This is a genomic window from Amycolatopsis sp. NPDC004772, assembly GCF_053601215.1.
The window spans coordinates 37,590-62,564 of the sequence record NZ_JBSGBK010000035.1 but is presented as its reverse complement, the minus strand read 5'-3'; the positions used below and the strand labels follow the sequence as shown (position 1 = coordinate 62,564).

Here is a 24,975-nt window from a genome sequence, read left to right as displayed (position 1 = left end):
GGTTTCCCCCTCAGGAAAGGATCGACCCGCCGAAGTCGTCGTCATCGTCGTCGGCCGGACGGCGGCGGCGCGGAGGCTGCGGCTGCTGCTGCGGTGGCGCGGGCGGCGGGGTGCGCGGTGGCTCGTCGGTCTCCTCCGGCAGGAACCGGCGGACGCGGTCGGGCTCCGGGAACGCCGGCTCGGCCTCGGGCGGCGGCGCCGGGAACGTGCTCTGCGCCTCGCGGACGATCTCCGCCGCGGCCTGGTCGCCGGTGCCGGTGGTTTCGGTCATGGCCTGCTGCAGCAGCTCGGGGATCCGCGCCTGCGCCCGCTGCACCAGCTGCATCACCTGCGCCGACACCTCGGCCATCCGCTTGCCGGCCGCGGTTTCGGCGATGACGAGGTTCTTCAGCAGGCCGCGCGAATCGATCGTCACCTGGACGGTGCCGTCCTTCGACCGCTCGGTGACCGTCTGGCCCTGCATGCGCTCGGCCAGCGCGTGGTACCGGGCGGCGTTCTCCTCGAGCCGCTTGGTCCAGTTGTCGATCATCGCGTCGCTGGCGTCGATGCTGTCCGGCATCCCGGCCCCCTTCCCTCCACCCACACAGACGGAGCCGGGACGCCGACGGTTCCCGAATCACGTCAAAGGCCACCATAGGGGGACCCGGAGGTCTCCTACAGTGGCCTTTGCCGAGACGAGATGTCAGAGGTTGCCGCGGCGCTCCTGTTCACGCTCGATCGCCTCGAACAGCGCCTTGAAGTTGCCCTTGCCGAAGCCGAGCGAGCCGTGGCGCTCGATCAGCTCGTAGAACACGGTCGGGCGGTCGCCGATCGGCTTGGTGAAGATCTGCAGCAGGTAGCCGTCCTCGTCGCGGTCGACCAGGATGCTGTGCTCCTTGAGCGTCTCGATCGGCACGCGGACGTTGCCGATCCGGGCGCGCAGCTCCGGGTCGTCGTAGTAGGAGTCCGGGGTGTCGAGGAACTCGACGCCGGCGGCGCGCATCGCGGTGACCGTCGCGATGATGTCGTTGGTGGCCAGCGCGATGTGCTGGCAGCCGGCACCGTCGTAGAACTCGAGGTACTCGTCGATCTGGGACTTCTTCTTCGCGACGGCCGGCTCGTTCAGCGGGAACTTGACCCGGTGGTTGCCGTTCGAGACGACCTTGCTCATCAGCGCCGAGTACTCGGTCGCGATGTCGTCGCCGACGAACTCCGCCATGTTCACGAAGCCCATGACGCGGTGGTACCAGTCGACCCAGTAGTCCATCTTGCCGAGCTCGACGTTGCCGACGCAGTGGTCGACGGCCTGGAACAGCCGCTTCGGCGCGCCTTCCGGCCGCTTGACCGTGCTTTCGCGCGGCTCGTAGCCGGGCAGGTAGACGCCGTGGTAGCGCGACCGGTCGACCAGGGAGTGGCGGGTCTCGCCGTAGGTCGCGATCGCGGCGACGCGCACGGTGCCGTGCTCGTCCGAGACGTCGTGCGGCTCTTCGAGGACCGTCGCGCCCTGGGCGCGGGCGTGCTCGATGCACTTGTCGACGTCGGTGGTCTCCAGCGCCAGGTCGATGACGCCGTCGCCGTGCTTGCGGTGGTGGTCGAGCAGCGGCGAGTCCGGCTTGACGCCGCCGGTGATGACGAACCGGGCCGAGCCGGACTTCAGCACGTAGGACTTGCGCTCGAAGACCCCGGTTTCGGGACCGGAGTACGCGACGAGCTGCATCCCGAACGCGATCTGGTAGTACCAGGCGGTCTGGGTGGCGTTGCCGGCGATGAACACCACCGCGTCCATGGCCTTGACCGGGAACGGGTCGGTCGAGGCGTCGTGGTCGACGAGCCCGACCAGCTGACGCAGCTGGTCGTAGCTGACGTCGTCGAGCGCACCCTGGGGTTCGGCAGTCTGGGTCATACCTCGAAGGATCATCCCTTCGAGGCAAGATGCGCAATGGTCTCGATTTTCACTGGACAATCTGCCTGGTGTTCAGGGGAGATCGTCCGTCATCGTGGACAATCTGCGTATGCCGGAGAACCTGGATGCGCTGGATGCGCGGCTGCTGCTGTTGCTCACCGACTCGCCGCGCCTCGGGGTGCTGGAGTGCGCCCGCCGCCTCGGGGTGGCGCGCGGAACGGTCCAGGCCCGCCTGGACCGCCTGACCGAGCGCGGCATCCTCGGCGGCTTCCCGCCGGAGCTGGACCTGGCGGCGATGGGCTACGGCCTGACGGCGTTCGCGGTCCTGGAGATCGCCCAGGGCCGGCGCGCGGAAGTCGCGGAGGCCTTGGCGGCGATCGACGAGGTCTGCGAGGTCCACGCGACGACCGGCCAGGGCGACCTGTTCGTCCGCATGGTGGCCCGGGGCAACGACGACCTGCAGCGGGTGATCGACGAGGTCGTCGGCGTGCCGGACGTGCTGCGGACGTCGACGTCGATCGCGCTGTCGACGCCGGTGCCGCCGCGGGTCCGCCCGCTGCTGGAGCGGACCGCGCGGGGCTGAACGCACAACTCGCCCGAGCTGCCGAGTCGCTCAGCTCTCGTCGGCCACCTGGGCCAGGTACCGCTTGGCCGACCGCTGCACGACCTCGTACCCGGCGGACCGCACGACCGCGTCCCACCAAGCGCCGTAGATCGCCTCGAAGCGGTAGCCCGCCAGCAGCTCCGCCGCGCGGCGGACGACGCCCGGCCGCTCCGGGATCAGGTTCGGGTAGCTGTACATGAAGCCCACGTGCGTGCGGTCGGGGATCACCTGGACGATGTCGCCGGACAACAGGGCGCCCCGGCCCTCCTCGCCGTCCGGCCAGTGCAGCACCGTGCCGCCCGCGAAGTGGACGCCCAGGTTGATCAGCCTCAGGTCGTCGGCGAGGTCCAGGGTGGTGCCGGACCACAGCTTCACCGCCGGGTCGGGGCGGCCGATCCACTGCTGGTCGGCTTCGTGCAGGTAGACCGGCACATCGAAGGCGCGCGCCCACTCCACCATCGTCGTGTAGTAGTGCGGGTGGCTGATCGCGATACCGGTGATGCCGCCGAGCTCGCGGACCTGCGCCACCAGCGCGTCGTCCAGGTAGGCCGCGCAGTCCCAGAGGAAGTTGCCCGAGCGGGCGCGCACCAGCAGGGCGCGCTGGCCGATCGCGAATCCCGGGTTCGAGCCCACGCCGACGATGCCCGGGCCCTGCTCTTCGATCCGCGGCGTGTACGTACCGCTGGAGCGGAGCGCGGACAGGTTCGTCCACTGCTGACCCGACCGCGGCACGTACTGGCGTTCGTCTTCGCAGATCGGGCAGTCGGTGCGGGCCGCGGCGTACTGCATGCCGCAGGCCTGGCACATCGGTTCGGTGCTCACGGCTTTGTCCTCCCAGAATGTGGATCCTGGGAGGACACGCTAGCCGTGCCTACTTCGCGTCGGTGTACGGAACCGCCTTGACGAGCGTCACCTTCTGGACCTTGCCGTTGGGCAGCTCGTACTCCCGGGCCTCGCCCTCCTTGGCGCCGAGCAGCGCCTTGCCCAGCGGCGACTCCGGGGAGTAGACGTCGAGTTCGCCCTCGGCGCCCTCTTCGCGGGTGGCGAGCAGGAACTTCTCGTCCTCGTCGTCACCCTCGTACCGCACGGTGAGCACCTTGCCGGGACCGGCCGTGCCGTCGTTGGCGGGCGCCTCGCCGACCTTGGCCGAGCGCAGCAGCTCCTGCAGGTGCCGGATACGCGCTTCGGCCTGGCCCTGCTCCTCGCGAGCCGCGTGGTAACCGCCGTTTTCCTTGAGGTCACCTTCTTCGCGGCTGTCGTTGATGCGCGCGGCGATGACCGGCCGATTCTCGATCATTTCGTCGAGCTCGTGCTTGAGCCGGTCGTAGGCATCCTGGGTGAGCCAGGTCACCTTGGTGTCGCTCACGGTCACCATCTCCTCGTCGGGCCTGCCAGGCTTGCGTGTTCAAGCCGGCCCACGCGGGCGTAGGTGCCCGCGTGGCTGAGATAAAGGAAAAACACGGCCCGTCGTGGGCCGTGCTGAAGGGTCAGAGTATCACGGCGCGAGAGGTCGACGCCCGTTATTTCCCCGCGCCCTGGGCGTTGGGCGCGCGGTTCACCCCGTTGGCCGCTATGGGGTTGACAGATAGCGTGGTATGTCGTACGAGCAGCCGAAGACGTCGGCGGTCACCGGTTCCCCGATGCTCTTGATCGTCGTGCTGATCCGGTTGTACTTCACGCCGGCCGGGATCAGGAGCTCCTTGCGGCCGCTCTCGGCGCCGGTCCTGTCGCGGACGCGGACCACGCACACGCCCGGCTTGCTGTCGTCGTCGCGGGTGACGTTGAGGGTGATTTCCATCGCGTTGCCCGGTTTTTCGCTGAACGCGATGCGCTCGGCGTCGATCGGTGCCGAGCCGAGGTTGACGTAGGCGACCCACGCGATCAGGCCGCTGACCAGCAGGGCGACGGCCAGGAAGAGCCAGCGCCGCCAGCGCCGGGACGGCGTGGCGCGCGTGGTGCCGTACCGGTCCGCGAGCAGCGCGGGCGCTGCCGTTTCCGCCGGTCCGCCTGCCAACCCGGGCCTCCTGCTCGTTCTTGTCGTACCCGCGGGGACAATGGTGACGCGGGTACGCCTCGAGTATCCGCCCGCTGGGTGGGCGGCCCGCAGGTGGGTCGCGGAATAAGGGCAGAAGGGGAGTCGTTCGGAGCATGGTGGACGCCGACGAGCAGAGGAAAACCGCCAACCCGCGCCTGCGCATGATGGCCGTGCACGCGCACCCGGACGACGAGTCGAGCAAGGGTGCCGCGACGATGGCGCGCTACGCCGCCGAGGGTCACGAGGTGCTGGTCGTCACGTGCACCGGTGGCGAAGCCGGCAGCATCCTGAACCCGGCCATGGACCGGCCCGAGGTGCTGGCCAACATGGCCGAGATCCGCCGCGAGGAGATGGCCCGCGCGGCCAAGATCCTCGGCGTGAACCAGCGCTGGCTGGGCTTCGTCGACTCCGGCCTGCCGGAGGGCGACCCGCTGCCGCCGGTGCCCGAGGGGTCGTTCGCGGTCGTGCCGCTGGAGGAGTCCACCGAGGCGCTGGTGCGCGTGATCCGGGAGTTCCGCCCGCACGTGATCACCACCTACGACGAGAACGGCGGCTACCCGCACCCCGACCACATCCGCACCCACGAGGTGTCGATGGCGGCGTGGGACGCGGCCCCGGACCCGAGCCGCTTCCCGGACGCCGGCGAGCCGTGGCAGCCGCTGAAGCTGTACTACATGCACGGCTTCTCGCGCGCCCGGATGGTGCTGTTCGACGAGGCGCTGAAGGAGGCCGGGCTGGAGTCGCCGTACACCGAGTGGCTGGCGAACTGGGACCCGAACCGCGGCGATGTGATGGAGCGGGTGACGACCCGCGTCGAGTGCGGTGAATACTTCGAGGTGCGGGACGAGGCGCTGAAGGCGCACGCCACGCAGATCGACCCGACCAGCCGCTGGTTCGCCGTGCCCCGGGAGATGCAGCGCGAGGTCTGGCCGACCGAGGAGTACGAGCTGGTGAAGTCGCTGGTCGACAGCACGTTGCCGGAGGACGACCTGTTCGCCGGCATCGCCGGCGCCGAGGAGAAGGTGAACACATGAGTCTGACGCTGCCGGCCGGCCTGGCGCTTCCGGTGACCGCGTCGGCCCTGGTGCTGGCGCAACAGCCGGGCAACGGCGACAACGGCGGGCAGGGGGAGGACTTCGGCAAGTCCTCCCCGGTCGGCTTCCTGGTGCTGATCCTGTTCCTCATCGCGGTGGCCTTCCTGGTCCGCTCGATGACCAAGCACCTCAAGCGCGTCCCGGCCAGCTTCGACGACCCGCCCACGGAGGAGGCGCCGGCCGCCGAGGCTCCCGCCGAGCCGGAGAGGAAGCAGCCCAACGGCGCCTCCCCGGCCAAGTCCGACTAGCCGGCCCCAAGCGCCCCAATGTGGCGTTGGGTGCGTTGGACGCACCGAACGCCACATTGGGTGCGTTGAGCGCACCGAACGCCACATTGGGGCGTTAGAGCCGCGGGTCCACCGGGTCTGACTCCAGCGCGAGGACCGTGAACACGCACTCGTGCACCCGCCACAGCGGCTCGCTCCGCGCGACTCGCTCCAAGGCCTCCAGGCCCAGCGCGTACTCGCGCAGCGCCAGCATGCGCTTGCGGTTGAGCCCTCGCTTGCGCAGCCTCTCCAGGTTCTCCGGGAGCGTGTAGTCCGGGCCGTAGATGATTCGCAGGTACTCGCGCCCTCGCACCTTCACCCCCGGCTGGACCAGGCCGCGCGTGCCGTGGGTCAGGTTCGCCGCCGGTTTGACGACCATGCCCTCGCCGCCGGCCGCCGTCAGCTCCTCCCACCACGAGACGCCGCGGGCGATCGAGGCGTCGTCCAGCAGGTCCACCTCGAGCGTCCGGGTGCGCTGGAACCGCGGGCCCGCCAACCGGTCCAGTTGCGCGAGGTGCCACGAATGCGGCCGGTCGTGGTAGGCCGTCCCCTCGGACGCCAGCAGCTGGAACGGCGCCAGCCGCACCCCGTCCAGGCCCGACGTCGGCCAGCAGTAGCGCCGGTACGCCGTCCGGTAGGAGTCCACTGTGGAGGAACGCGACACCGTCCGCGCCAGGAGGTCGCCGACGTCGATGCCGCGTGCGGCCGCCGTCGCCAGCGCCGAGACCGCCGACGGCAGCACCGCCTGGGCGGCCGCGCCCACCGACGCGTACTGATCGGCGATCAGCGAACCGGCCTTCGCGCTCCACGGCAGCAACTCGGCGTCGAGCAGCAGCCAGCCCGAGTCCAGCTCCTCGAACAGCCCGGCCGCCGCCGTGCGCACGTCGGCCAGCAGCTCGGCGTTCTGCGCGGCCGAGAAGAACGGCCGCCCGGTCCGCGTGTACACCGCGCCGCCGCCGCGGATGCCGAAGCGGCGGTACGCCACCTCGTCGTCCCGGCAGACCAGCACGACGGCCCGCGAGCCCATGTGCTTCTCCTCGCACAGCACGGCTTCGACCCCGGCCGCCCGGTACTCGGCGAACGCCTCCTCCGGGTGCTCGAGGTAACCGCCGCGCGACGACGTCGAACACGGCGCCATCGTCGGCGGCAGGTAGGCCAGCCACCGCGGGTCGACCGCGAACCGGCTCATCACCTCCAGGGCCGCCGCCGACTGCTCCGCCGAGACGCCGACCCGGCCGTGGTGCGCGGTCTGCACGATCCGCTTCCCGGTGACGTCGCCCAGCTCCAGCACCGCCGGCTCGCGCCCGGCGAGCGGCCGCGCGGTGTCCAGCGGTCGCGAAGGCTCGTACCAGACCCGGTGGGCCTTCACCGAGACGACTTCGCGCTCCGGGTAGCGCAGCGCGGTCAGCTTCCCGCCGAACACGGCACCGGTGTCGAGGCACATGGTGTTGTTGACCCACTCCGGCTCCAGCGTCGGCGTGTGCCCGTAGAGGACCATCGCGGAGCCGCGGTAGTCGCGGGCCCACGGCAGCCGCACCGGCAGGCCGTACTCGTCGGTCTCGCCGGTCGTGTCGCCGTAGAGCGCCATGCTGCGCACCCGCCCGGACGCGCGTCCGTGGTAGCGCTCGGGCAGCCCGGCGTGCGCGACGACGAGCTTCCCGCCGTCGAGGACGTAGTGCGCGATCAGCCCGTCGCAGAACTCGTGGACACCGCGGCGGAACTCCTCGCTCTCCGCGCCGAGCTGCTCCAGCGACTCGGCGAGCCCGTGCGCCGCGTTGACCTTCCGCCCGTGCAGCGCACGCACCAGCTTCTGCTCGTGGTTCCCGCACACGACCAGCGCGTTCCCGGACGCCGCCATCGCCATCACGCGCCGTAGCACGCCCGGGGTGTCCGGGCCGCGGTCGACGAGGTCGCCGACGAACACCGCGGTCCGGCCGTCGGGGTGCACGCCGTCGGCGTACCCCAGCTCGGCCAGCAGCTCCTCGAGCTCGGCCGCACAGCCGTGGACGTCGCCGATCACGTCGAACGGCCCGGTCAGCTCGCGCTTGTCGTTGCGCAGCGGCTCGACGACGATCTCGGCTTCGGCCACCTCGGCTTCGCTGCGCAGCACGTGCACGCGCCGGAAACCCTCGCGCTCCAGCGACTTCAGCGACCGCTGCAGCTCACCGCGCTGCCGCCGGATCACGTGGTCGCCGAAGTCGCGGTCGGTGCGCGACGCGTTGCGCGCGGCGCAGACGGCCACCGGCAGGTCGAGCACGATCGCCGTCGGCAGCACGTCGTGCTCCTTCGCGAGCTTCACCAGGCTCGCCCGCGAAGCGCGCTGGACGTTCGTCGCGTCGATGACGGTCGTCCGCCCGGCTGCGAGCCGCTTCGCCGCGACGTAGTGCAGCGCGTCGAAGGCGTCGGCGCTGGCCGACTGGTCGTTCTCGTCGTCGGCGACGAGCCCGCGGAAGAAATCGCTGGAGAGCACCTGCGTCGGCGCGAAGTGCGTGCGCGCGAACGTCGACTTGCCGGAGCCGGAAGCGCCGACGAGCACGACGAGCGCCATGTCGGGGACGGTCAGCTTCACGCGGCCACCTCCTTTTGGGTGGTGAAGACCGCCATCTGGGTCGGCGGTCCCGATTCCTGGTCCTCCGGTCCGATCGGTACGTACCGGACGTCGTAGCCGCGCCGGGTCGCGACGCCGTCCGCCCAGGCGCGGAACTCGGCTCGCGTCCATTCGAACCGGTGATCGGCGTGCCGGAAATGCCCCATCGGCAGGAACTCGAACAGCCGGTTGTACTCCGCGTTGGGCGTCGTGACGAGCACCGTGCGCGGCGCCGCGACCCCGAACACCGCGTGTTCCAGCGCCGGCAGCCGGTCGGCGTCGACGTGCTCGACGACCTCCATGAGCACGGCGGCGTCGAACCCGGCCAGCGCGGGGTCGGCGTAGGTCAGCGCGGACTGCCGCAGCGTGACGCGGGAGCTCTCCTTCAGCCGCTTCTGCGCGATGTCCAGCGCGCTGCTGGACACGTCGACGCCGACGATGTCGGTGAACGACCGCTCCTTCTCCAGGACGCGCAGCAGCGCGCCGGAGCCGCACCCGAGGTCCAGGACGCGCCGGGCGCCGGCGGCCCGCAACGCGGCGAGCACGCTGCCGTGGCGCTGCGACGCGAGGCTCTCCGGCTGGTCCGGGACCTCCGTGACCAGCGCTTCGGCCTCCGCCGGGACGTCGTCCGCCTCGGCCAGCCGCGAAAGCGCGTACGCGACGACCGGGCGGCGCCGCTCGAGGTAGCGGTTCGTGATCAGCGTCCGCTCGGGGTGCCCGGCGAGCCAGCCTTCGCCGGCGCGCAGCAGCTTGTCGGCCTCGTCCTGGCCCACCCAGTAGTGCTTGTCGCCGTCGAGCGCCGGCAGCAGCACGTACAGGTGGCGCAGCGCGTCGGCGACGCGCTGGGTGCCGGTGAGCCGCAAGTCGACATAGCGGCTGTCGCCCCAGTGCGGGAACTGCGCGTCGAGCGGGATCGGCGTCGCCGAAACGCGCCAGCCGAGCGGCTCGAACAGCTTGTGCACGACCTCGGGACCACCGCGAGCGGACAGCGACGGCAGGTGGACCTCCAGATCGAAGGGCTCGTCGACCAGCTCCGGCCGGGCCGCGCACCGGCCCGCGAGCGCCGTGGTGAACGCGGCCCGCAGCGCGACCGCGAGGTACGAGCCCCCGGCGTACGGCCGGTCGTTGACGTACTGGGTCAGCGTCGTCCCGCCGCCGCGGACGAGCCCGACGGGGTCGATTTCGACGAACAGCGCGGCGGTGCAGCGGTCCGCCGCCGCCTCCGGGTAGAAGACGTGCGCGGTACCGGCGGACAGCGCGACCGACTGCGCTTTCTCCGGGTGCTTGTGCAGGAGAAAGCCCAGGTCGGTGGCCGGGTTCCGGGTCGTCGTGATGGTCAGCAACACGGGCACAGTGTGGCGGAGCGGCCGGTGACCGCGCGCCCGGTTTTCCCGGGTGCCACCCTGGACGCATGAACCGCCTCGCGCACGCGACCAGCCCGTACCTGCTCCAGCACGCGGAGAACCCGGTCGACTGGTGGCCGTGGGGGCCCGAAGCGCTCGCCGAGGCGAAGCGGCGGAACGTGCCCATCCTGCTTTCGGTCGGGTACGCCGCCTGCCACTGGTGCCACGTCATGGCGCACGAGTCGTTCGAGGACGCCGGGACCGCGGCCCTGATGAACGGCAACTTCGTCAACATCAAGGTCGACCGCGAGGAGCGGCCCGACATCGACGCGGTGTACATGGCCGCCACCCAGGCGATGACCGGCCAGGGCGGCTGGCCGATGACCTGCTTCCTGACCCCGGACGGCGAGCCGTTCCACTGCGGCACCTACTACCCGCCGTCGCCGCGGCCGGGGATGCCGTCGTTCCGGCAGCTGCTCGCCGCCGTCACCGAGGCGTGGCAGGAGCGGCCGGACGAGCTCCTCGACGGCGCCAAGCAGATCGTCGCTCACCTCGCCGAGCAGACCGGGCCGCTCAAGGAGTCCGTTGTGGACGAAGCGGTGCTCGCCGGCGCGGTCGGGAAGCTGGAGCAGGAGGCGGACCGCGTCAACGGCGGGTTCGGCCGTGCGCCGAAGTTCCCGCCGTCGATGGTCCTGGAGTTCCTGCTGCGGCACCACGAGCGCACGGGGTCCGCGGTCGCGCTGTCCCTTGTGGACTCGACCGCCGAGGCGATGGCCCGCGGTGGCCTGTACGACCAGCTGGCCGGCGGCTTCGCGCGCTACTCCGTCGACGCCGAGTGGATCGTGCCGCACTTCGAGAAGATGTTGTACGACAACGCGTTGCTCCTGCGGTTCTACGCGCATCTCTGGCGGCGCACGGGCTCGGCCACGGCGTTGCGGGTCTCCAACGGAACGGCGGAGTTCCTCTTCGAAAGCTTGCGGACGCCCGAAGGCGGCTTTGCGTCTTCGCTGGACGCGGACACCGAAGGCGTCGAAGGCCTGACGTACGTCTGGACGCCGGAGCAGCTGCGTGAGGTGGTCGGTGACGACTCCGCCGCCGAGCTGTTCGGGGTCACGCCCGAAGGCACCTTCGAGGAGGGCGCGTCGACGTTGCGTCTGTTCGGGGAGTTGCCCGAGCCGCTGCGCCGCAAGCTCCTGGAGGCGCGCGCGAAGCGGCCGCAACCGGGTCGGGACGACAAGGTGATCGCGTCCTGGAACGGCCTGGCGATCACCGCGCTGGCCGAGGCGGGGGTGGCCCTGGATCGTCCACAGTGGATCGAATGGGCCACGTCCGCGGCCGAGTTGCTGCTGCGGGTGCACGTCGTCGACGGACGGCTGCGGCGGTCTTCGCGCGACGGCGTCGTCGGCGAATCCGCCGGGGTGCTGGAGGACTACGCCTGCGTCGCCGACGGGTTCCTGGCGCTGCACCAGGCGACCGGCGACGCGAAGTGGCTGGCCGAAGCGACCCGGCTGCTCGACCTGGCGCTGGCGCACTTCGCGTCCCCGGACGTCCCGGGGGCCTACTTCGACACGGCCGACGACGCCGAGACGCTGGTCCAGCGCCCGGCCGACCCGGGCGACAACGCGAGCCCGTCGGGGGCGTCGGCGCTGGCCGGAGCGCTGCTGACGGCGTCCGCGCTGGCGGGGTACGACAGCGCGGCGCGGTACCGGGAGGCGGCCGAGCAGGCGCTGCGGCGGGCCGGGGTGCTGGCCGGGCGGGTGCCGCGGTTCGCCGGGCACTGGCTGTCGGTGGCGGAGGCGCTGCAGGCCGGCCCGGTGCAGGTCGCGGTGGTGGGAGCGGATCCGGCATTGCGGCTGGCCGCGGCCCGGGGCGTGCACGGCGGCGGCATCGTGCTGGCGGGCGAGCCGGACGCGCCGGGCGTGCCGCTGCTGGCCGACCGGCCGCTGGTGGCCGGCGCCCCGGCGGCGTACGTCTGCCGGGGGTACGTCTGCGACCGGCCGGTGAGTTCGGTCGAGGAGCTGACCACCCAGCTCTGATCGCCCTGGGTGAACGCGGTGTCTGTGTCCCGGGTTTCGGCGTAACTTCGGTAGCGATGTAATCATGTAATCCGGAGGTACGACATGGGACGCGGATGGCGTGGCGGACGAGGCTGGCAGCAGGCGGAGGTCCCGCCGGCGGACGACGCGGCGGCCTGGTTCGGAGGCCGCCTGCCCGACGGCTGGTTCACGGGCGCACCGGAGGTCACGGTCGACCGCGAAGAGATCATCGTGGTCGGCGAGCTCCCGGCCCTGACGGAGGAGCACGCGGACGACGCGGCCCGCGCGGCGGCCGAGGAGGGCCGGATCAGCCGGTACCGGGAGGAGACGCGCGACGAGCGCATCGAGATCGCCCGCCAAGCGGAGCACCGCTACCAGCGCAAGGTGGCGTGGGGCGCGCGGCTGGGTGGGACGACGGCGCTGTTCACGACGCACTCGGCCCCGGTGATGACGAGGCTGCGCCAGCCGGAGCGCCTGGTCCTGGACACCCTGGTGGACGCGGGCGTGGCCCGGTCGAGGTCGGACGCCCTGGCGTGGGCGGTGCGCCTGGTGGGCCAGCACGCGGACAGCTGGCTCGGCGAGCTGCGCGAGGCGATGACGAAGGTGGACGACCTGCGCTCGAAGGGGCCGGACCTGGGCTGACGCGAGAGCGGCTCGGGCCGCGCGGTGCCGCCCCCTCGGTGGCACCCCGCGGCTGGGGCGAGGCGGAGCCGCGCGGTGTCGCCCCCTCGGTGACACCCCGCGGTCCCGCCGCCTCTGCTCGCTGCCGTCGTACGGACCACGCGCCAGGTGCGGTTCCGGTTGCCTCGTGCCCGGGACGGATCGGCCACCCTCGGCGATCGCGCCGGCCTGGACCTGAACCGGCTTCCGCGCCTAGAGTTCGTCGTGCCCGCGGTCCGTGCCGCGGTTCCGCCGTCGCACCAGGTCTTCCTCGTGAAGGACGTGTCCATGGACGGCAGGTTCACCCGGCGGCAGCTGATCAAGGGCGGGCTCGCGGTGGCGGCGGTGCCGCTGCTCCCGGCCGTCGCTTCGGCGGCGCCCCGCATCGACGTTCCCCCGCTCCCGTGGCCCGCGGCGAACGACATCGTCGCGAACACGACGGTTCCGGTGTTCCCCGACCGCAGTTTCCCGATCACCGGTCACGGCGCGAAGAACGACGGCAAAACCGACAACACCGCGGCCATCGCGAAGGCGATCGACGCCTGCGCCGCGGCCGGCGGCGGGCACGTGATCGTGCCGTCCGGCGGCAGCTTCCTCACCGGCGCCATCCGGCTCAAGAGCAACGTCGACCTGCATCTGGAAAAGGGCGCGGTCCTCAAGTTCAGCGGCGACGCCGCGAAGTTCCCGAATGTCCTGACGCGCTACGAAGGCATCGAATGCGTCAACCGCTCTCCGATGGTCTACGCCTACGGGGAAAAGAACATCGGCCTCACCGGCAGCGGCACGCTCGACGCGGCGGCGACGTCGTCGTGGAACAAGGGCAGCGATCGCGCGTACCTGGAATCGCTGGTGGCCAAGGGAACCCCGCCGGAGAAGCGGGTGGTGCCCGGCTCCGGCCACACCATGCGCTCGGCGTTCGTCGAGCCGTACGCCTGCGAGAACGTGCTGATCCAGGGCATCACCCTGAAGAACTCGATGTTCTGGCAGCTGCACCCGACGCTGTGCCGCAACGTCACGGTCGACGGCGTCAGCACCGACCCCAGCACCGCGCACAGCAACACCGACGGCTGCGACCCGGAATCGTGCGACCACGTCGTCATCGCCAACTGCACCCTCGGCGCGCACGACGACAACATCGCCATCAAGTCCGGCCGCGACGCCGACGGGCGCCGGGTGAACGTCCCGTGCCAGAACCTGGTCGTGGTGAACTGCGTGATGAACGGCAACTGGGGTGCGATCACCTGCGGCAGCGAGCAGACCGGCGGGATCCGCAACGTCTACGCCTACCGGCTCACCGTGCAGGGTGACACGAAATTCGCGCTGTACGTGAAGTCCAACACGCTGCGTGGCGGGTTCTCCGAGAACATCAACCTCGACAGCGTTTCCGGCACCTTCGCGCGGAACTTCGTGTTCGTGACGTCCACCTACAACAGCCAGACCGGCAGCACCGTCCCGTCGTTCGGGCCGTTCACGATCAGCAACTGCTCGAGCACGAAGATCGCGGGCAAGACCTTCGACGTCAGCGGGCTTTCGAACGCCCACGTGCACGGGTTCTCCGTGGCGAACTCCACGTTTAAGGGCGTCGCCGACACGTCGAACACGCTGAAGTACGTGGACGACGCCCGCTTCACGAAGGTGACGGTGAACGGCAAGCCGATCTGAACCTGCGGGATCGGCGGCGCTGCGGCAGGCTTACTACCAACGAGTAGGAAGCCTGCCGTTCGTCCTTTCCGGAGGTAGCCGTGGACGTCCCCGAAGTGCCCTCGAAGGTGGACCCGGACGCACTGACCGCCGTCCTCGACGGTCGCTGGGCCGAGCTGCGCCGCGGGGTGCGGGCGCAGATGACCGGCGCCGAGTTCCGGGACCCGGTCGACCTCGGCATCGAGGCGCACCGCGCCCAGGTGCTCGACCAGCTGCGTGCGCTCGCCGCGACCGACCGCCCCGGCCTGGGCTTCGACCCGGCCTACGGCGGCGGTGGCGACGTCGGCGGCTCGGTGACGTCGTTCGAGCTGCTCGGCTACGGCGACCTGTCGCTGATGGTGAAGGCCGGCGTCCAGTGGGGCCTGTTCGGCGGCGCCGTCCAGCTGCTCGGCACCGAGCGCCACCACGAGCGGTACCTGCGCGCGATCATGGACCTCGACGTCCTGGGCTGCTTCGCGATGACCGAGCACGGCCACGGGTCCGACGTCCAGCACCTGCGCACCACGGCGACCTTCACCGACGGCGGATTCGTCCTCGACACGCCGGATGCCATGGCCCGCAAGGAATACATCGGCAACGCGGCCCGCGACGGTCGCCTGGCGGTGGTCTTCGCGCAGCTGATCACCGGCGGCGAGTCGCGCGGCGTGCACGCGTTCCTCGTCCCGATCCGCGACGACGACGGCAAGCCGGTGCCCGGGGTGTCCATCGAGGACTGCGGGCCGAAGGCGGGGCTCAACGGCGTCGACAACGGACGGCTGGGTTTCGACCACGTCCGCGTCCCGCGCGAGGCCCTGCTGAACCGCTTCGGTGACGTCGCCGAGGACGGGACGTACTCGAGCCCGATCGAAAGCGACAGCCGCCGGTTCTTCACGATGCTGGGCACGCTGATCCGCGGCCGGGTGAGCGTCGGCGGCAGCGCGGGCAGCGCGACCAAGCGCGCGCTGGCCCTGGCCATCCGCTACGGCGAGCACCGGCACCAGTTCATGAAGCCGGACGGCGACGAGGTCGTCATCCTCGACTACCTCGGGCACCAGCGGAAACTGCTGCCGGCGCTGGCGAAGACCTACGCGCTGAACTTCGCCCAGGAGGAGCTGGTCTCGAAACTGCACGACATCGACCCGTCGGCGCCGGAGGAGGAGCAGCGCGAGCTGGAGTCTCGGGCGGCCGGGCTGAAGGCCCTCAACACGTGGCATGCGACGGCGACCATCCAGGCCGCGCGCGAGGCCTGCGGTGGCGCGGGCTACCTGGCGGAGAACATCCTCCCCGGCCTGAAGGCCGATACCGACGTCTTCACGACGTTCGAAGGCGACAACACGGTGCTGCTGCAGCTGGTCGCGAAGGGCCTGCTGACCAGCTACAAGCAGGATTTCGAGGACCTCTCGCCGCTGGCGACGGCCCGCTTCTTCACCGACCAGGTGGTCAACACGATCCTGGAGCGCACCTCGGTGCGCAAGGCGCTCGAGTCGCTCACCGAGGGGTCCGACTCGGACGTGTTCTTCCGCCGCGAGTGGCAGCTGAAGCTGTTCGAAGACCGCGAGGAGCACGTCGTCGAGGGGGTGGCGAAGCGCCTGCGCAAGGCGGCGGCCGATCCGTTCGGCGTGTTCAACGCGGCGCAGGACCACGTGCTGCGCGCGGGCCGCGTCCACGTCGAGCGCCTGGTGCTGGAGGCGTTCGTGGCCGGCATCGAGCGCTGCGAGGATCCCGAAGCGCGTGCGCTGCTGGAGCGCGTCTGCGACCTGTACGCGCTGTCGGCGATCGAAGAGGACCTGGCGTGGTTCCTGGGCCACGGCCGCTTGACCGCGTCGCGTGCGAAGGCGGTCACGTCGGCGGTGAACCGGCTGTGCGCGGAGCTGCGCCCGCACGCGCGCACGCTGGTGGACGCGTTCGCGATCCCGGAGCAGTTCCTCGCGGCGCCGATGCTGACGTCCTGATCACGGTGGTGACCCAGGCGGGTGGCCGGTATCGGGGCCCGGCCACCCGCCCGGGAGCCCTCAGGACCGCCGGTGCTTGCGGTCGTCGTCGGTGATCTCGAACTGCTCCTTGCGGACCTTGCCGGACACGGTCTGCTCGTCGCTGACCGTCTCCTTCCGCAGGCGCGCCCGCTCGACCGGCACGGTTTCCTTGCGCACCACCGGTTTCTCCGCGTGCAGGACGACGTCCTGCTCGGCCTCGCCGATCTCCGCGGTGCCGTCGCCGTGGGTGACCGGCTCGCGCTCGATGCGCACCTCTTCGTGCCGCACCGGCACGGTGACCTGCTGCTCCTCGGTGACGACGTACTTGCGCAGCCGCACGTGCCCGGTCTCGACCTGCTCGGTGCCGATGTCGAGCCGTTCCTCGGAGCGCGTCATGGCCCGGTCGTCGCCCTTCCGGCCCATCGCGTCCTGGCCACGGCCCATCCGGCCCGACCGGTCCGTCCGGCCCGACCGGTCCGTCCGGCCCGGCTGGTCCATCCGCCCGTCCGGCGACATGCGCGGCACCGGCAGGCCGTAGTGCTGGTAGAGCTGCGTGCTCTCCTCGGGCGAGAGGTGCCCGTCGGCGTCGATGCGGGGCGCGTCGGAGACGCTGTCCTTGTCGACCCGGACGTGGACGCCGTCCTTGTCCGTGTGCGCGCCGGAGAGCGGCACGAAGCTTTCCTTGGTGCCGAACAGGCCGGTCTTGACGGTGATCCACTCGGGCTGGTGCGTCGCGTCGGCGAGGTAGACGTTGCCGACCTTCCCGAGCTTGTTGCCGTCCGGGTCGACCACGGCGCTGTCGATGAGTTCCTCGGGCTGCAGGGTGCTGGCCATCGCGGTCGTGCTCCTTCCACGCGTCGGTTCTGGTGGAGCCCACCGTCGGCCGCGCCGGCGAGCCCGGCAACCGCCGTGGTGTTCCCGTGGGTGACCCCTGAACGTGATCGTTTGAAGCGCCTCCCGCGGGCCAGGACCAGGGTCGCCCGCAGGTCGAGGGCGTGCCGCCGGCGTGACCGCCCGCCCGCGCCGGGGACGCAAAGGTGTGGACCTCGATCCGGCGTGACCGGGGTCACCCGGGCGGTTGTCACAACCGCGTCGCCCGGGTCGTCAAGGGGGTGAAGCAGACGATGGAAGGGGAACGGCCATGGAAGCCCGGATCAACCTGTTCGAGAACGAGATCACCGGCAAGTTCGTCAAGCGCCTGATCGCGGCGTCCCGCCCGGTCGAGGAGTCCTCGCTGTCGCACGCGACCCAGGAGCTGGTGAAGATCCGCGCGAGCCAGATCAACGGCTGCGGGATGTGCCTCGACATGCACACGAAGGACGCGGCGGCGGCCGGCGAGACGGCGGTCCGCCTGGCGATGGTGGCGGCGTGGCGCGAAGCGGTGGTGTTCACCGAAGCGGAGCGCGCGGCCCTGGCACTGGCGGAGGAGGGCACCCGCCTGGCGGACACGCACACCGGCGTCAGCGACGAGACGTGGGCCGCGGTGCGCAAGCACTTCGACGACGAACAGATCGGCGCGCTGATCGCCCTGGTGGCGACGATCAACGCGTGGAACCGCCTCAACGTGATCGCCCGCAACCCGGCGGGCGAGTACCAGCCGGGGATGTTCGGCTGAGACTGTCCGAAGAGGGCACACCACCGGCCGTGCAGCGCGGAACCAGCTTCGATGGTGACGACTTCACGGCGGTGGAACCCCCAACCGTGGCACAGCCTGGTGGACCCCGCTCGGCGTAAGGTGTTTGAGTGCCGGGACGGGTGATGTTGTCCAAACCATCGGGTGATGTCGATAAAGGACTGCGGCAGATCGCCCGATGATTTTACCATGATGAAAAAGACGCTCTTCGCAGCCGCGATCATCGGTGGCGCCATGCTTGCTGTGGCCGCGCCGGCTTCCGCCGGTGAGGGTCACCACCCGGGTGGCGGTGGCATCAGCATCGGCGACAACCTCTGCGCGGCTCCGTGGCAGTGGAACGGTCCCTTCGAGGTGCTGCACGCGGGCCACGCGCCTTCGTACGCAGCGTGCAACAACAACTCCACCGGCGGCGGTCACGGTGGGATCAGCATCCTGAACAACGCCTGCCTGCTGCCCTGGCAGTGGAACGGCCCGGTCGAGCTGCTGACGGTCGACCACAACCCGTCGTACGTCGCCTGCAACGGCAACTCCGCGGGCTGAACGAAAAAGGAACGGCCCAGGCTGGCTGGTTGAGTGTGCATCAACCATCCGAGGCCGATCTTCACCGCTAGAAAAAGAAGCGCGGTCTTTCACCCTCGCCGGGTGAAAGACCGCGCTTCTTTTCGAATGTGACTCAGGCGTACATGGCCAGCCAGATCGCGATGTAGTGCGACACCGCGGCCAGCACCGTGCAGGCGTGGAAGTACTCGTGGTACCCGAACGTCTCGGGCCAGTGGTTGGGCCACTTCACGGCGTAGAAAACCGCACCCAGCGTGTAGAACAACCCACCCACGCAAAGCAGCACCAACGCGGCAACCCCGGCATGCGAAGCCAGCTCGGGGAAGACGAAAACCGCGACCCACCCGAGTGCGATGTAGATCGGCACACCCAGCCACCGCGGCGCGTGCGGCCACAGCATCTTCAACGCCACCCCGGCGATCGCTCCACCCCACACGATCGACAAGATCACGTACCCGGTCGGCTTCGACATGGCCAGCAACGTGAACGGCGTGTACGTGCCGGCGATGAACAAGAAGATCATCGAATGATCGGCGCGCTTCATCCACTTGTACGCGCGCGGGCTCCAGAACCGGCGGTGGTACAACGCGCTCACGCCGAACAAGCCGAGCACCGTCAGGCCGTACACCGAAGTCGCCAGGGCGGCGACCGGGGACACAGTGGACGCCGCCAGGCTGATCAGCGTCGCCGCCGCGGCCAGGGCGCCGAAGAACGTCCAGAAGTGGATGTGCCCGCGCAGCCGGGGGCGGAGGTCCACTACGGGCTCGGGTGGTGGTTCCGTCGTCAGGCTCACCCTTCCAGGTTACGGCAGCGTAGGTTCTCCAGCAGTGCTCAAGTCACACGCCTCACACCGGGGTGCGTAGGCTGACTCGACGTGAGTGTTCGCTCGTTCTTGTCCGACGTCGTGTACAGCGCCTACGGCAGGCGCCTCATCCAGCAGGCCGCCGGGCGGCATCCCCGGCACATCGCCATCATGCTCGACGGCAACCGCCGGTGGGCCCGGGAAGCGGGCTTCACGGACGTTTCGGACGGGCACCGCGCCGGGGCCAAGAAGATCGCCGACTTCCTGAGCTGGTGCCAGGAGGCCGACGTCGAGGTCGTCACCATGTGGCTGCTGTCCACCGACAACCTCAACCGAGACCCGGACGAGCTCACGCCGCTGCTGAAGATCATCACCGACGTCACCGACGAGCTCGCCGGGCCGGGGACGCAGTGGCGGCTGCGGATCGTCGGTGCCCTCGACCTGCTCCCCGCCGAGGTCGCGAAGCGGCTGAGCGAAGCCGCCGCCCGCACCGAAGGGCGGTCCGGGATGGAGGTCAACATCGCGGTCGGCTACGGCGGGCGGCAGGAAATCGCCGACGCCGTGCGCAAGCTGCTGCTGCAGCACGCCGACGAGGGAACGTCCATTCACGAGCTGGCGAAGATCCTCGACGTCGACCACATCTCCGAGCACCTCTACACCTCCGGTCAGCCGGACCCGGACCTGATCATCCGCACCTCGGGCGAGCAACGGCTTTCCGGCTTCCTGCTGTGGCAGTCCGCGCACTCGGAGTTCTGGTTCACCGAGGCGTACTGGCCCGCCTTCCGGCGCGTCGACTTCCTCCGCGCGATGCGTGACTACGCCTGGCGGCACCGCCGGTTCGGCTCCTAGACAGCTCGCAAAACCGCTGGTCACGCCGGTCGGAAGCCACCGTGAGTTGATTTCGGGCGACCGACGGTGAGGTGACGATCTGGCGAATCACCGTGTTGGCTCCCTGCGCGGCGCCGGATTCGTGGGTACCTTCCGAGGTGAGGGCACGCGTTCCGTGCGGGTCCTCGCGGGAGGCCCTGGTCGTGGCGGTGATCGAGGGGGCGGCTCAGCCGCCCACGAGACGCTCGAGGGGGCCGGCACCCGGCCCTCGTGGCCGCGCCACCTGACTCCGGTCAGGAGGAGTGGTCCAGCCAGGGAGGTGCCCGGCCCAGCGAGTGCGGGCGTGAGGTGCACACGCCCTCGAGGGAGATGCCGTCGTGACTGCGCAGCGTTTGCCCCGCAAGGCCTCTGGCCACTCTTCGACCGGTGCCGTTTCCGGCCCGGAGAAAGCGCCCGTATCCCAGCAGCACATGTACGTGCTCGACACGTCGGTCCTCCTTTCGGACCCGTGGGCGGTCACCCGCTTCGCCGAGCATGCCGTCGTGCTTCCGCTGGTCGTCATCAGTGAACTGGAGGCGAAGCGCCACCACCCGGAGCTCGGCTGGTTCGCCCGGGAATCCCTGCGCATGCTCGACGACCTGCGCCGGCAGTACGGCAGGCTCGACGCGCCGCTCCCCATCGGGGACCACGGCGGCACGCTGCAGGTGGAGCTGAACCACTCGGACCCGTCGGTGCTCCCGTCCGGGTTCCGGACCGACTCCAACGACCACCGCATCCTCGCCTGCGCGCTCAACCTCGCGGCCGAGAACCAGGCGGTCACGCTGGTGACGAAGGACATCCCGCTGCGGGTCAAGGCCGGGGCCGTCGGCCTCGAGGCGGACGAGTACCGCGCGCAGGAAGTGACGCCGTCGGGCTGGACCGGCATGGCGGACGTCGACGTCCAGCAGGAAGTGCTGGACGCGCTGTTCGGCGGCAGCACCGTCGACCCGGTCGAGTGGGGCATGGACGAGCTCGCCGAGCTGCCCTGCCACACCGGGCTGCGGCTGCTCGCGGGCAGCTCCAGCGCGCTCGGGCGGATCACGGCGGACAAGCGCATCCGGCTGGTCCGGGGCGACCGCGAAGCGTTCGGCCTGCACGGCCGCAGCGCCGAGCAGCGCGTCGCGCTCGACCTGCTGCTCGACTCCGACGTCGGAATCGTGTCGCTGGGCGGCCGGGCCGGCACCGGCAAGTCGGCGCTCGCCCTCTGCGCCGGCCTGGAAGCCGTCATGGAACGCCGCCAGCACCGCAAGGTCGTGGTGTTCCGGCCGGTCTACGCGGTCGGCGGCCAGGACCTCGGCTACCTGCCCGGGTCCGAGAGCGAGAAGATGCAGCCGTGGGCGCAGGCGGTGTTCGACACCCTCGGCGCGCTGGTCAGCCAGGACGTCCTCGACGAGGTCTTCGACCGCGGCATGCTCGAGGTGCTCCCGCTGACGCACATCCGCGGCCGGTCGCTGCACGACACGTTCGTGATCGTGGACGAGGCGCAGTCGCTGGAGCGCAACGTCCTGCTCACGGTGCTCTCGCGGCTCGGCACGGCGTCGCGGGTGGTGCTCACGCACGACGTCGCCCAGCGTGACAACCTGCGCGTGGGCCGGCACGACGGCGTCTCGGCGGTGATCGAGAAGCTCAAGGGCCACCCGCTGTTCGCGCACGTCACGCTGACGCGCTCGGAGCGGTCGCCGATCGCCGCCCTGGTCACCGAGATGCTGGAGGACCACGGCTGACCGAGGCGGCTCGTGAGTGGTAAGGCGGGTTCTAACCCGCCTTACCACTCACGACCGCGGTGCCCCGGCCCGGCAGACGTTCCCGCGTTTGCCGGGCATCCGGTGAAAAACCCGCTCGGCCGCTATCCGGCCGATCCGGGGCTGGGCATAGTGGACCGGATGGGGCCGGAAAACCTTTCTCGTCGTGAGCTTCTCGTCCGAAGTGGTGCCGCCGCTGCCGCGCTGACCGTGGCCGGGACGGCGGTGGCCGAGGCCGAACCGGAGGTCGCGCCGGGTGGCGTGGTGCTCCGGGAAGGCACCAACATGTCCGCCGCGCTGTCCCCGGACGGCCGGTGGATCGCGGTCGACCTGGTTACCGGGATCTGGGTGCTGCCCGCCGGCGGCGGCCGCGCCCGCCGGCTCACCGACGACCTGCAGGACGCCACCCTCCCCAGCTGGGCGCCGGACGGCCGCCGGATCGCGTTCCAGTCGTACCGCGACGGCAACTTCCACCTGTACGTCATCGATGTCGCCGGCGGCTCGCCCCGCAAGCTCACCAGCGGGCAGTTCGACCACCGCGAGCCCGTGTTCTCGCCGGACGGCACCCAGCTCGCCTTCAGCAGCGACCGCGACGGCAGCTACGGCATCCACCTGCTGGACGTCGCTTCCGGGGCGATCAGCACGGTGGTGTCGACGGCCGACGAAGAGGCGTCGCCGCGGTGGTCGGCCGACGGCACACAGCTCGTCTTCACGGTGAACGACGTCGCCATCGACGTCGTCACCCTGGCCACCGGCGCCCGCACGCGCCTGGTCACCGCGACCGGCACCGACAAGGTCTACGGCCCCGCGTTCGGTCCCGGCGGCCGGCCCAGCTACCTGCGGCTGCGCGGCGCCGACGCGGACCTCATGCTCGGCGACGAACAGCTGACCCGGGGCGAGGACGTCTTCGGCTTCGCCGCGAACTGGTCCGGGTCCACCGTGCTCTACACCGCCGACGGGCACCTCCGGCGCCGCGAACAGTCCGGCGCCGTCGAGGACATCCCGTTCGAAGCAAGCGTTTCCACGGCCACGCGCGACTACCGGAGGCGGGTCCGTGACCTGGACTCGGCCGCGCCGAAGCCGGTCCGGGGCATCGCCGGTCCGGTGGTGTCCAAGGACGGCAAGCGGATCGCCTTCCGGGCCCTCAACGCGATCTACGTCGTCGCGGCGAGCGGGGGCCGGCCCCAGCGGCTGATCGCCGACGGCTACTTCAACTCCGACCCGGACTTCCACCCGGACGGGACGAAGCTGCTCTACACGAGCGACCGGCTCGGCACCGCCGACCTGTGGGTGCGTGACCTCGGCACCGGCCGGGACACCGTCCTCACCGAGCTGGCGGGCGCGCAGGTCGCGCCGCGGTGGTCGCCGGACGGGGGCCGGGTGGCCTACGCCGACCAGGACGGCGCCACCTGGATCCACGACGTGGCCACGAACACGGCCCAGCAGGTGACGCCGCCGCTGTTCATGCCGGGCCGGCCGACCTGGTCACCCGACGGGACGGTCCTCGCGCTGGCAGCGGTGAAGCCGTACTCGCGGCGGTACCGCGAAGGCACCAGCCAGATCCTCACGGTCGACTTGAAGACGAACGAACTCCGCTACGCCGAGCCGATGCCGTTCCGCTCGCTCGCCACCCGCGGCGACGACGGTCCACTGTGGTCACCCGACGGCCGGTACCTGGCGTTCACGGTCGAAAGCGTCGCCTGGATCGCCCCGGTCGACGGCGCCGGACGGCTGATCGGGGCGCCGCGGCAGGTCACCCACGACGTCACGGATTCCCTGGCCTGGCAAGGGAACGACACGCTCGTGTACCTGTCGAAGGGGCAGCTCAAGGCCCAGAGGATCAGCGGCGGCGAGCCGCGCACGATCCGGCTCGACTTCACCTGGGCCCGGCCGCGCCCGCCGCGGCGGACCGTCATCCACGTCGGCGCGGCCTGGGACGGCGTGGCCCGGACGCTGCAGCGGAACGTCGACATCGTCGTCGAAGGCGGCCGGATCGCCGACGTCCGGCCGCATCGGGACGCGCCCGGCACCGTCGACGCGCACGACCTGACTGCCATGCCCGGGCTCGTCGACCTCCACAACCACTGGCACCTGCGCGGCCGGCAGTGGGGTGACCGGCAGGGCCGGCTGTGGCTGTCCTACGGCATCACGACGACCCGCTCGCCGGGCGATCCGGTCTACCAGATGCTGGAGACGCGCGAGGCCCTGGAATCCGGAAACCGGGTCGGGCCAAGGTACTTCGGCACCGGGGAAGCCATCGACGGCTCCCGGATCTACTACAACTTCATGCGGCCGACGCTCTCGCCCGGGCAGCTGAACCTCGAGCTGTCCCGCGCGGTCGAACTCGAGTACGACCTGATCAAGACCTACGTCCGGCTCCCCGTGGCCTCCCAGCAGGCGGTGGTCCGGGCCGCGCACCGGGCGGGCATCCCGCTGTCGTCGCACTACCTGTACCCGGCGGCGAACATCGGCATGGACGCGATGGAGCACATCGGCGCCACCAACCGGCTCGGGTACTCGCACACGGTCAGCCGGATCGGCCGGTCGTACCAGGACGCGATCGCGTTGTTCGTCCGCTCGGGGATGTCGCTCACGCCGACGTTGTTCACCTCGCGGGCGTTGTACGCGGACGACAAGTCCCTCGTGACCGACGAGCGCACCGAAGTCCTCTTCCCGCCGTGGGAGTACCAGCAGCTCAAGGCGGCGGCGGACGCCGCGGGCAACCCGGAGAACGCCTACCTCCGCCGGGTCCTCGCCGGGAACGTCGACATGGTGCTGCGGATCCACCGGGCGGGCGGGTTCGTGGTCACCGGCACGGACTCCCCGCTGGACAACGTGGCCGTCTCCACCCACCAGAACCTGCGGGCCATGGTCGCGTTCGGGTTCACGCCGCACGAGGCGCTCACCACCGCGACCCGCAACCCGGCGCGGTGGCTGGGGCTCGAGGACCGGATCGGGGTGCTCAAGCGAGGTGCCTACGCCGATCTGTCACTCGTGTCCGGCAATCCGCTGCAGGACGTCAAGGCGGCCGCGAACGTCCGCAGCGTGCTGGTCGGCGGGGTGCTGCGGACGGTCGGCGAGCTGCTGGCGCCCTACCGGAACCGGCCGGGCGGGCAGGCGGCCACCGCGGTGGCGCCCGCCGCCCCGTCCGCGGCGAAACAGCACTGGTGGCACGTTCCGGAGTGGTCGGAACACGTGTGCTGCGCGGGCTGA

21 protein-coding genes are annotated in these 24,975 nt (G+C 70.8%); 12 read left to right on the top strand and 9 right to left on the bottom strand.

Annotation, left to right across the window (positions count from 1 at the left end; genetic code table 11):
* Positions 1-10 precede the first annotated feature (10 nt).
* Together ACWEF6_RS22040 and hppD are read right to left on the bottom strand one after the other, a co-directional pair.
* Positions 11-559, bottom strand: a complete 549-nt coding sequence (locus ACWEF6_RS22040; RefSeq protein WP_449684673.1) for a YbaB/EbfC family nucleoid-associated protein — start codon at positions 557-559, stop codon at positions 11-13.
* A gap of 123 nt (positions 560-682) precedes the next feature.
* Positions 683-1,882 carry a 4-hydroxyphenylpyruvate dioxygenase gene (gene hppD / locus ACWEF6_RS22035; protein ID WP_449684672.1) on the bottom strand — a complete coding sequence of 400 codons (1,200 nt, stop codon included), beginning with the start codon at positions 1,880-1,882 and terminating at the stop codon, positions 683-685.
* Between the two features lie 109 nt (positions 1,883-1,991).
* On the opposite strand from hppD, the gene ACWEF6_RS22030 reads away from it, so the two are divergent.
* A complete protein-coding gene (locus tag ACWEF6_RS22030; protein WP_206790021.1) occupies positions 1,992-2,465 on the top strand; it encodes an Lrp/AsnC family transcriptional regulator in 474 nt (157 codons plus the stop codon).
* A 30-nt stretch (positions 2,466-2,495) separates the two neighbouring features.
* Here the strand turns inward: ACWEF6_RS22030 and ACWEF6_RS22025 are convergent, their stop codons facing one another.
* From ACWEF6_RS22025 to ACWEF6_RS22015, 3 genes are all read right to left on the bottom strand, one after another.
* Positions 2,496-3,308: an MBL fold metallo-hydrolase gene (locus ACWEF6_RS22025; protein ID WP_449684671.1), complete on the bottom strand. Its 813-nt coding sequence runs from the start codon at positions 3,306-3,308 to the stop codon at positions 2,496-2,498.
* Between the two features lie 49 nt (positions 3,309-3,357).
* Complete coding sequence (greA, locus tag ACWEF6_RS22020) at positions 3,358-3,861, bottom strand: transcription elongation factor GreA (protein ID WP_310973599.1); 504 nt, start codon at positions 3,859-3,861, stop codon at positions 3,358-3,360.
* A 195-nt stretch (positions 3,862-4,056) separates the two neighbouring features.
* On the bottom strand, positions 4,057-4,500 hold the full coding sequence (locus tag ACWEF6_RS22015; protein ID WP_449684670.1) for a DUF4307 domain-containing protein: 444 nt from the start codon (positions 4,498-4,500) through the stop codon (positions 4,057-4,059).
* A gap of 134 nt (positions 4,501-4,634) precedes the next feature.
* On the opposite strand from ACWEF6_RS22015, the gene mca reads away from it, so the two are divergent.
* Together mca and ACWEF6_RS22005 are read left to right on the top strand one after the other, a co-directional pair.
* Positions 4,635-5,555, top strand: a complete 921-nt coding sequence (mca, locus tag ACWEF6_RS22010) for a mycothiol conjugate amidase Mca (RefSeq protein WP_449684669.1) — start codon at positions 4,635-4,637, stop codon at positions 5,553-5,555.
* Positions 5,552-5,863 (top strand): hypothetical protein, encoded by a 312-nt coding sequence (locus ACWEF6_RS22005; protein ID WP_449684668.1) that lies wholly within the window; start codon positions 5,552-5,554, stop codon positions 5,861-5,863. The genes mca and ACWEF6_RS22005 overlap by 4 nt, the downstream gene beginning before the upstream one ends.
* Positions 5,864-5,957: 94 nt before the next feature.
* Here the strand turns inward: ACWEF6_RS22005 and ACWEF6_RS22000 are convergent, their stop codons facing one another.
* Complete coding sequence (locus ACWEF6_RS22000) at positions 5,958-8,450, bottom strand: polynucleotide kinase-phosphatase (protein ID WP_449684667.1); 2,493 nt, start codon at positions 8,448-8,450, stop codon at positions 5,958-5,960.
* A complete protein-coding gene (locus ACWEF6_RS21995; RefSeq protein ID WP_449684666.1) occupies positions 8,447-9,814 on the bottom strand; it encodes a 3' terminal RNA ribose 2'-O-methyltransferase Hen1 in 1,368 nt (455 codons plus the stop codon). The genes ACWEF6_RS22000 and ACWEF6_RS21995 overlap by 4 nt, the downstream gene beginning before the upstream one ends.
* 65 nt (positions 9,815-9,879) lie before the next feature.
* Here ACWEF6_RS21995 and ACWEF6_RS21990 point away from each other — a divergent pair, with 65 nt between their 5' ends.
* The 4 genes from ACWEF6_RS21990 (at position 9,880) to ACWEF6_RS21975 (ending at position 16,139) form a co-directional block, all read left to right on the top strand.
* Positions 9,880-11,847 (top strand): thioredoxin domain-containing protein, encoded by a 1,968-nt coding sequence (locus ACWEF6_RS21990; protein WP_449684665.1) that lies wholly within the window; start codon positions 9,880-9,882, stop codon positions 11,845-11,847.
* 84 nt (positions 11,848-11,931) lie between these two features.
* Complete coding sequence (locus tag ACWEF6_RS21985; RefSeq protein WP_364012456.1) at positions 11,932-12,489, top strand: hypothetical protein; 558 nt, start codon at positions 11,932-11,934, stop codon at positions 12,487-12,489.
* A 306-nt stretch (positions 12,490-12,795) separates the two neighbouring features.
* Positions 12,796-14,169, top strand: a complete 1,374-nt coding sequence (locus ACWEF6_RS21980; RefSeq protein ID WP_449684664.1) for a glycosyl hydrolase family 28 protein — start codon at positions 12,796-12,798, stop codon at positions 14,167-14,169.
* Between the two features lie 80 nt (positions 14,170-14,249).
* Positions 14,250-16,139 (top strand): acyl-CoA dehydrogenase family protein, encoded by a 1,890-nt coding sequence (locus ACWEF6_RS21975; RefSeq protein ID WP_449684663.1) that lies wholly within the window; start codon positions 14,250-14,252, stop codon positions 16,137-16,139.
* A gap of 60 nt (positions 16,140-16,199) precedes the next feature.
* Here ACWEF6_RS21975 and ACWEF6_RS21970 read toward each other — a convergent pair whose 3' ends face one another.
* Positions 16,200-16,994 carry a DUF2382 domain-containing protein gene (locus ACWEF6_RS21970; RefSeq protein WP_449684662.1) on the bottom strand — a complete coding sequence of 265 codons (795 nt, stop codon included), beginning with the start codon at positions 16,992-16,994 and terminating at the stop codon, positions 16,200-16,202.
* 307 nt (positions 16,995-17,301) lie between these two features.
* Between ACWEF6_RS21970 and ACWEF6_RS21965 the strand changes: the two genes are divergently transcribed.
* Positions 17,302-17,775 carry a carboxymuconolactone decarboxylase family protein gene (locus ACWEF6_RS21965; protein ID WP_449684661.1) on the top strand — a complete coding sequence of 158 codons (474 nt, stop codon included), beginning with the start codon at positions 17,302-17,304 and terminating at the stop codon, positions 17,773-17,775.
* Between the two features lie 207 nt (positions 17,776-17,982).
* Positions 17,983-18,333: a hypothetical protein gene (locus ACWEF6_RS21960; RefSeq protein ID WP_310973579.1), complete on the top strand. Its 351-nt coding sequence runs from the start codon at positions 17,983-17,985 to the stop codon at positions 18,331-18,333.
* Between the two features lie 133 nt (positions 18,334-18,466).
* Here ACWEF6_RS21960 and trhA read toward each other — a convergent pair whose 3' ends face one another.
* Positions 18,467-19,108: a PAQR family membrane homeostasis protein TrhA gene (trhA, locus tag ACWEF6_RS21955; protein ID WP_310974174.1), complete on the bottom strand. Its 642-nt coding sequence runs from the start codon at positions 19,106-19,108 to the stop codon at positions 18,467-18,469.
* 117 nt (positions 19,109-19,225) lie between these two features.
* On the opposite strand from trhA, the gene ACWEF6_RS21950 reads away from it, so the two are divergent.
* The 3 genes from ACWEF6_RS21950 (at position 19,226) to ACWEF6_RS21940 (ending at position 24,975) form a co-directional block, all read left to right on the top strand.
* Positions 19,226-20,002 carry an isoprenyl transferase gene (locus ACWEF6_RS21950; RefSeq protein WP_310973577.1) on the top strand — a complete coding sequence of 259 codons (777 nt, stop codon included), beginning with the start codon at positions 19,226-19,228 and terminating at the stop codon, positions 20,000-20,002.
* A gap of 449 nt (positions 20,003-20,451) precedes the next feature.
* A complete protein-coding gene (locus ACWEF6_RS21945; RefSeq protein WP_003080241.1) occupies positions 20,452-21,744 on the top strand; it encodes a PhoH family protein in 1,293 nt (430 codons plus the stop codon).
* A gap of 159 nt (positions 21,745-21,903) precedes the next feature.
* On the top strand, positions 21,904-24,975 hold the full coding sequence (locus ACWEF6_RS21940) for an amidohydrolase family protein (protein WP_449684660.1): 3,072 nt from the start codon (positions 21,904-21,906) through the stop codon (positions 24,973-24,975).

Bases quoted from the DNA above. Each gene is read 5' to 3' on its own strand.
- mca (WP_449684669.1), top strand. From the start codon at position 4,635: ATGGTGGACGCCGACGAGCAGAGGAAAACCGCCAACCCGCGCCTGCGC.
- ACWEF6_RS21985 (WP_364012456.1), top strand. From the start codon at position 11,932: ATGGGACGCGGATGGCGTGGCGGACGAGGCTGGCAGCAGGCGGAGGTC.
- ACWEF6_RS22030 (WP_206790021.1), top strand. From the start codon at position 1,992: ATGCCGGAGAACCTGGATGCGCTGGATGCGCGGCTGCTGCTGTTGCTC.
- ACWEF6_RS21940 (WP_449684660.1), top strand. From the start codon at position 21,904: ATGGGGCCGGAAAACCTTTCTCGTCGTGAGCTTCTCGTCCGAAGTGGT.
- ACWEF6_RS22040 (WP_449684673.1), bottom strand. From the start codon at position 559: ATGCCGGACAGCATCGACGCCAGCGACGCGATGATCGACAACTGGACC.
- ACWEF6_RS21970 (WP_449684662.1), bottom strand. From the start codon at position 16,994: ATGGCCAGCACCCTGCAGCCCGAGGAACTCATCGACAGCGCCGTGGTC.
- ACWEF6_RS21960 (WP_310973579.1), top strand. From the start codon at position 17,983: ATGATGAAAAAGACGCTCTTCGCAGCCGCGATCATCGGTGGCGCCATG.
- ACWEF6_RS21980 (WP_449684664.1), top strand. From the start codon at position 12,796: ATGGACGGCAGGTTCACCCGGCGGCAGCTGATCAAGGGCGGGCTCGCG.
- ACWEF6_RS22005 (WP_449684668.1), top strand. From the start codon at position 5,552: ATGAGTCTGACGCTGCCGGCCGGCCTGGCGCTTCCGGTGACCGCGTCG.
- ACWEF6_RS21965 (WP_449684661.1), top strand. From the start codon at position 17,302: ATGGAAGCCCGGATCAACCTGTTCGAGAACGAGATCACCGGCAAGTTC.
- greA (WP_310973599.1), bottom strand. From the start codon at position 3,861: ATGGTGACCGTGAGCGACACCAAGGTGACCTGGCTCACCCAGGATGCC.
- ACWEF6_RS21945 (WP_003080241.1), top strand. From the start codon at position 20,452: ATGTACGTGCTCGACACGTCGGTCCTCCTTTCGGACCCGTGGGCGGTC.
- ACWEF6_RS21990 (WP_449684665.1), top strand. From the start codon at position 9,880: ATGAACCGCCTCGCGCACGCGACCAGCCCGTACCTGCTCCAGCACGCG.
- hppD (WP_449684672.1), bottom strand. From the start codon at position 1,882: ATGACCCAGACTGCCGAACCCCAGGGTGCGCTCGACGACGTCAGCTAC.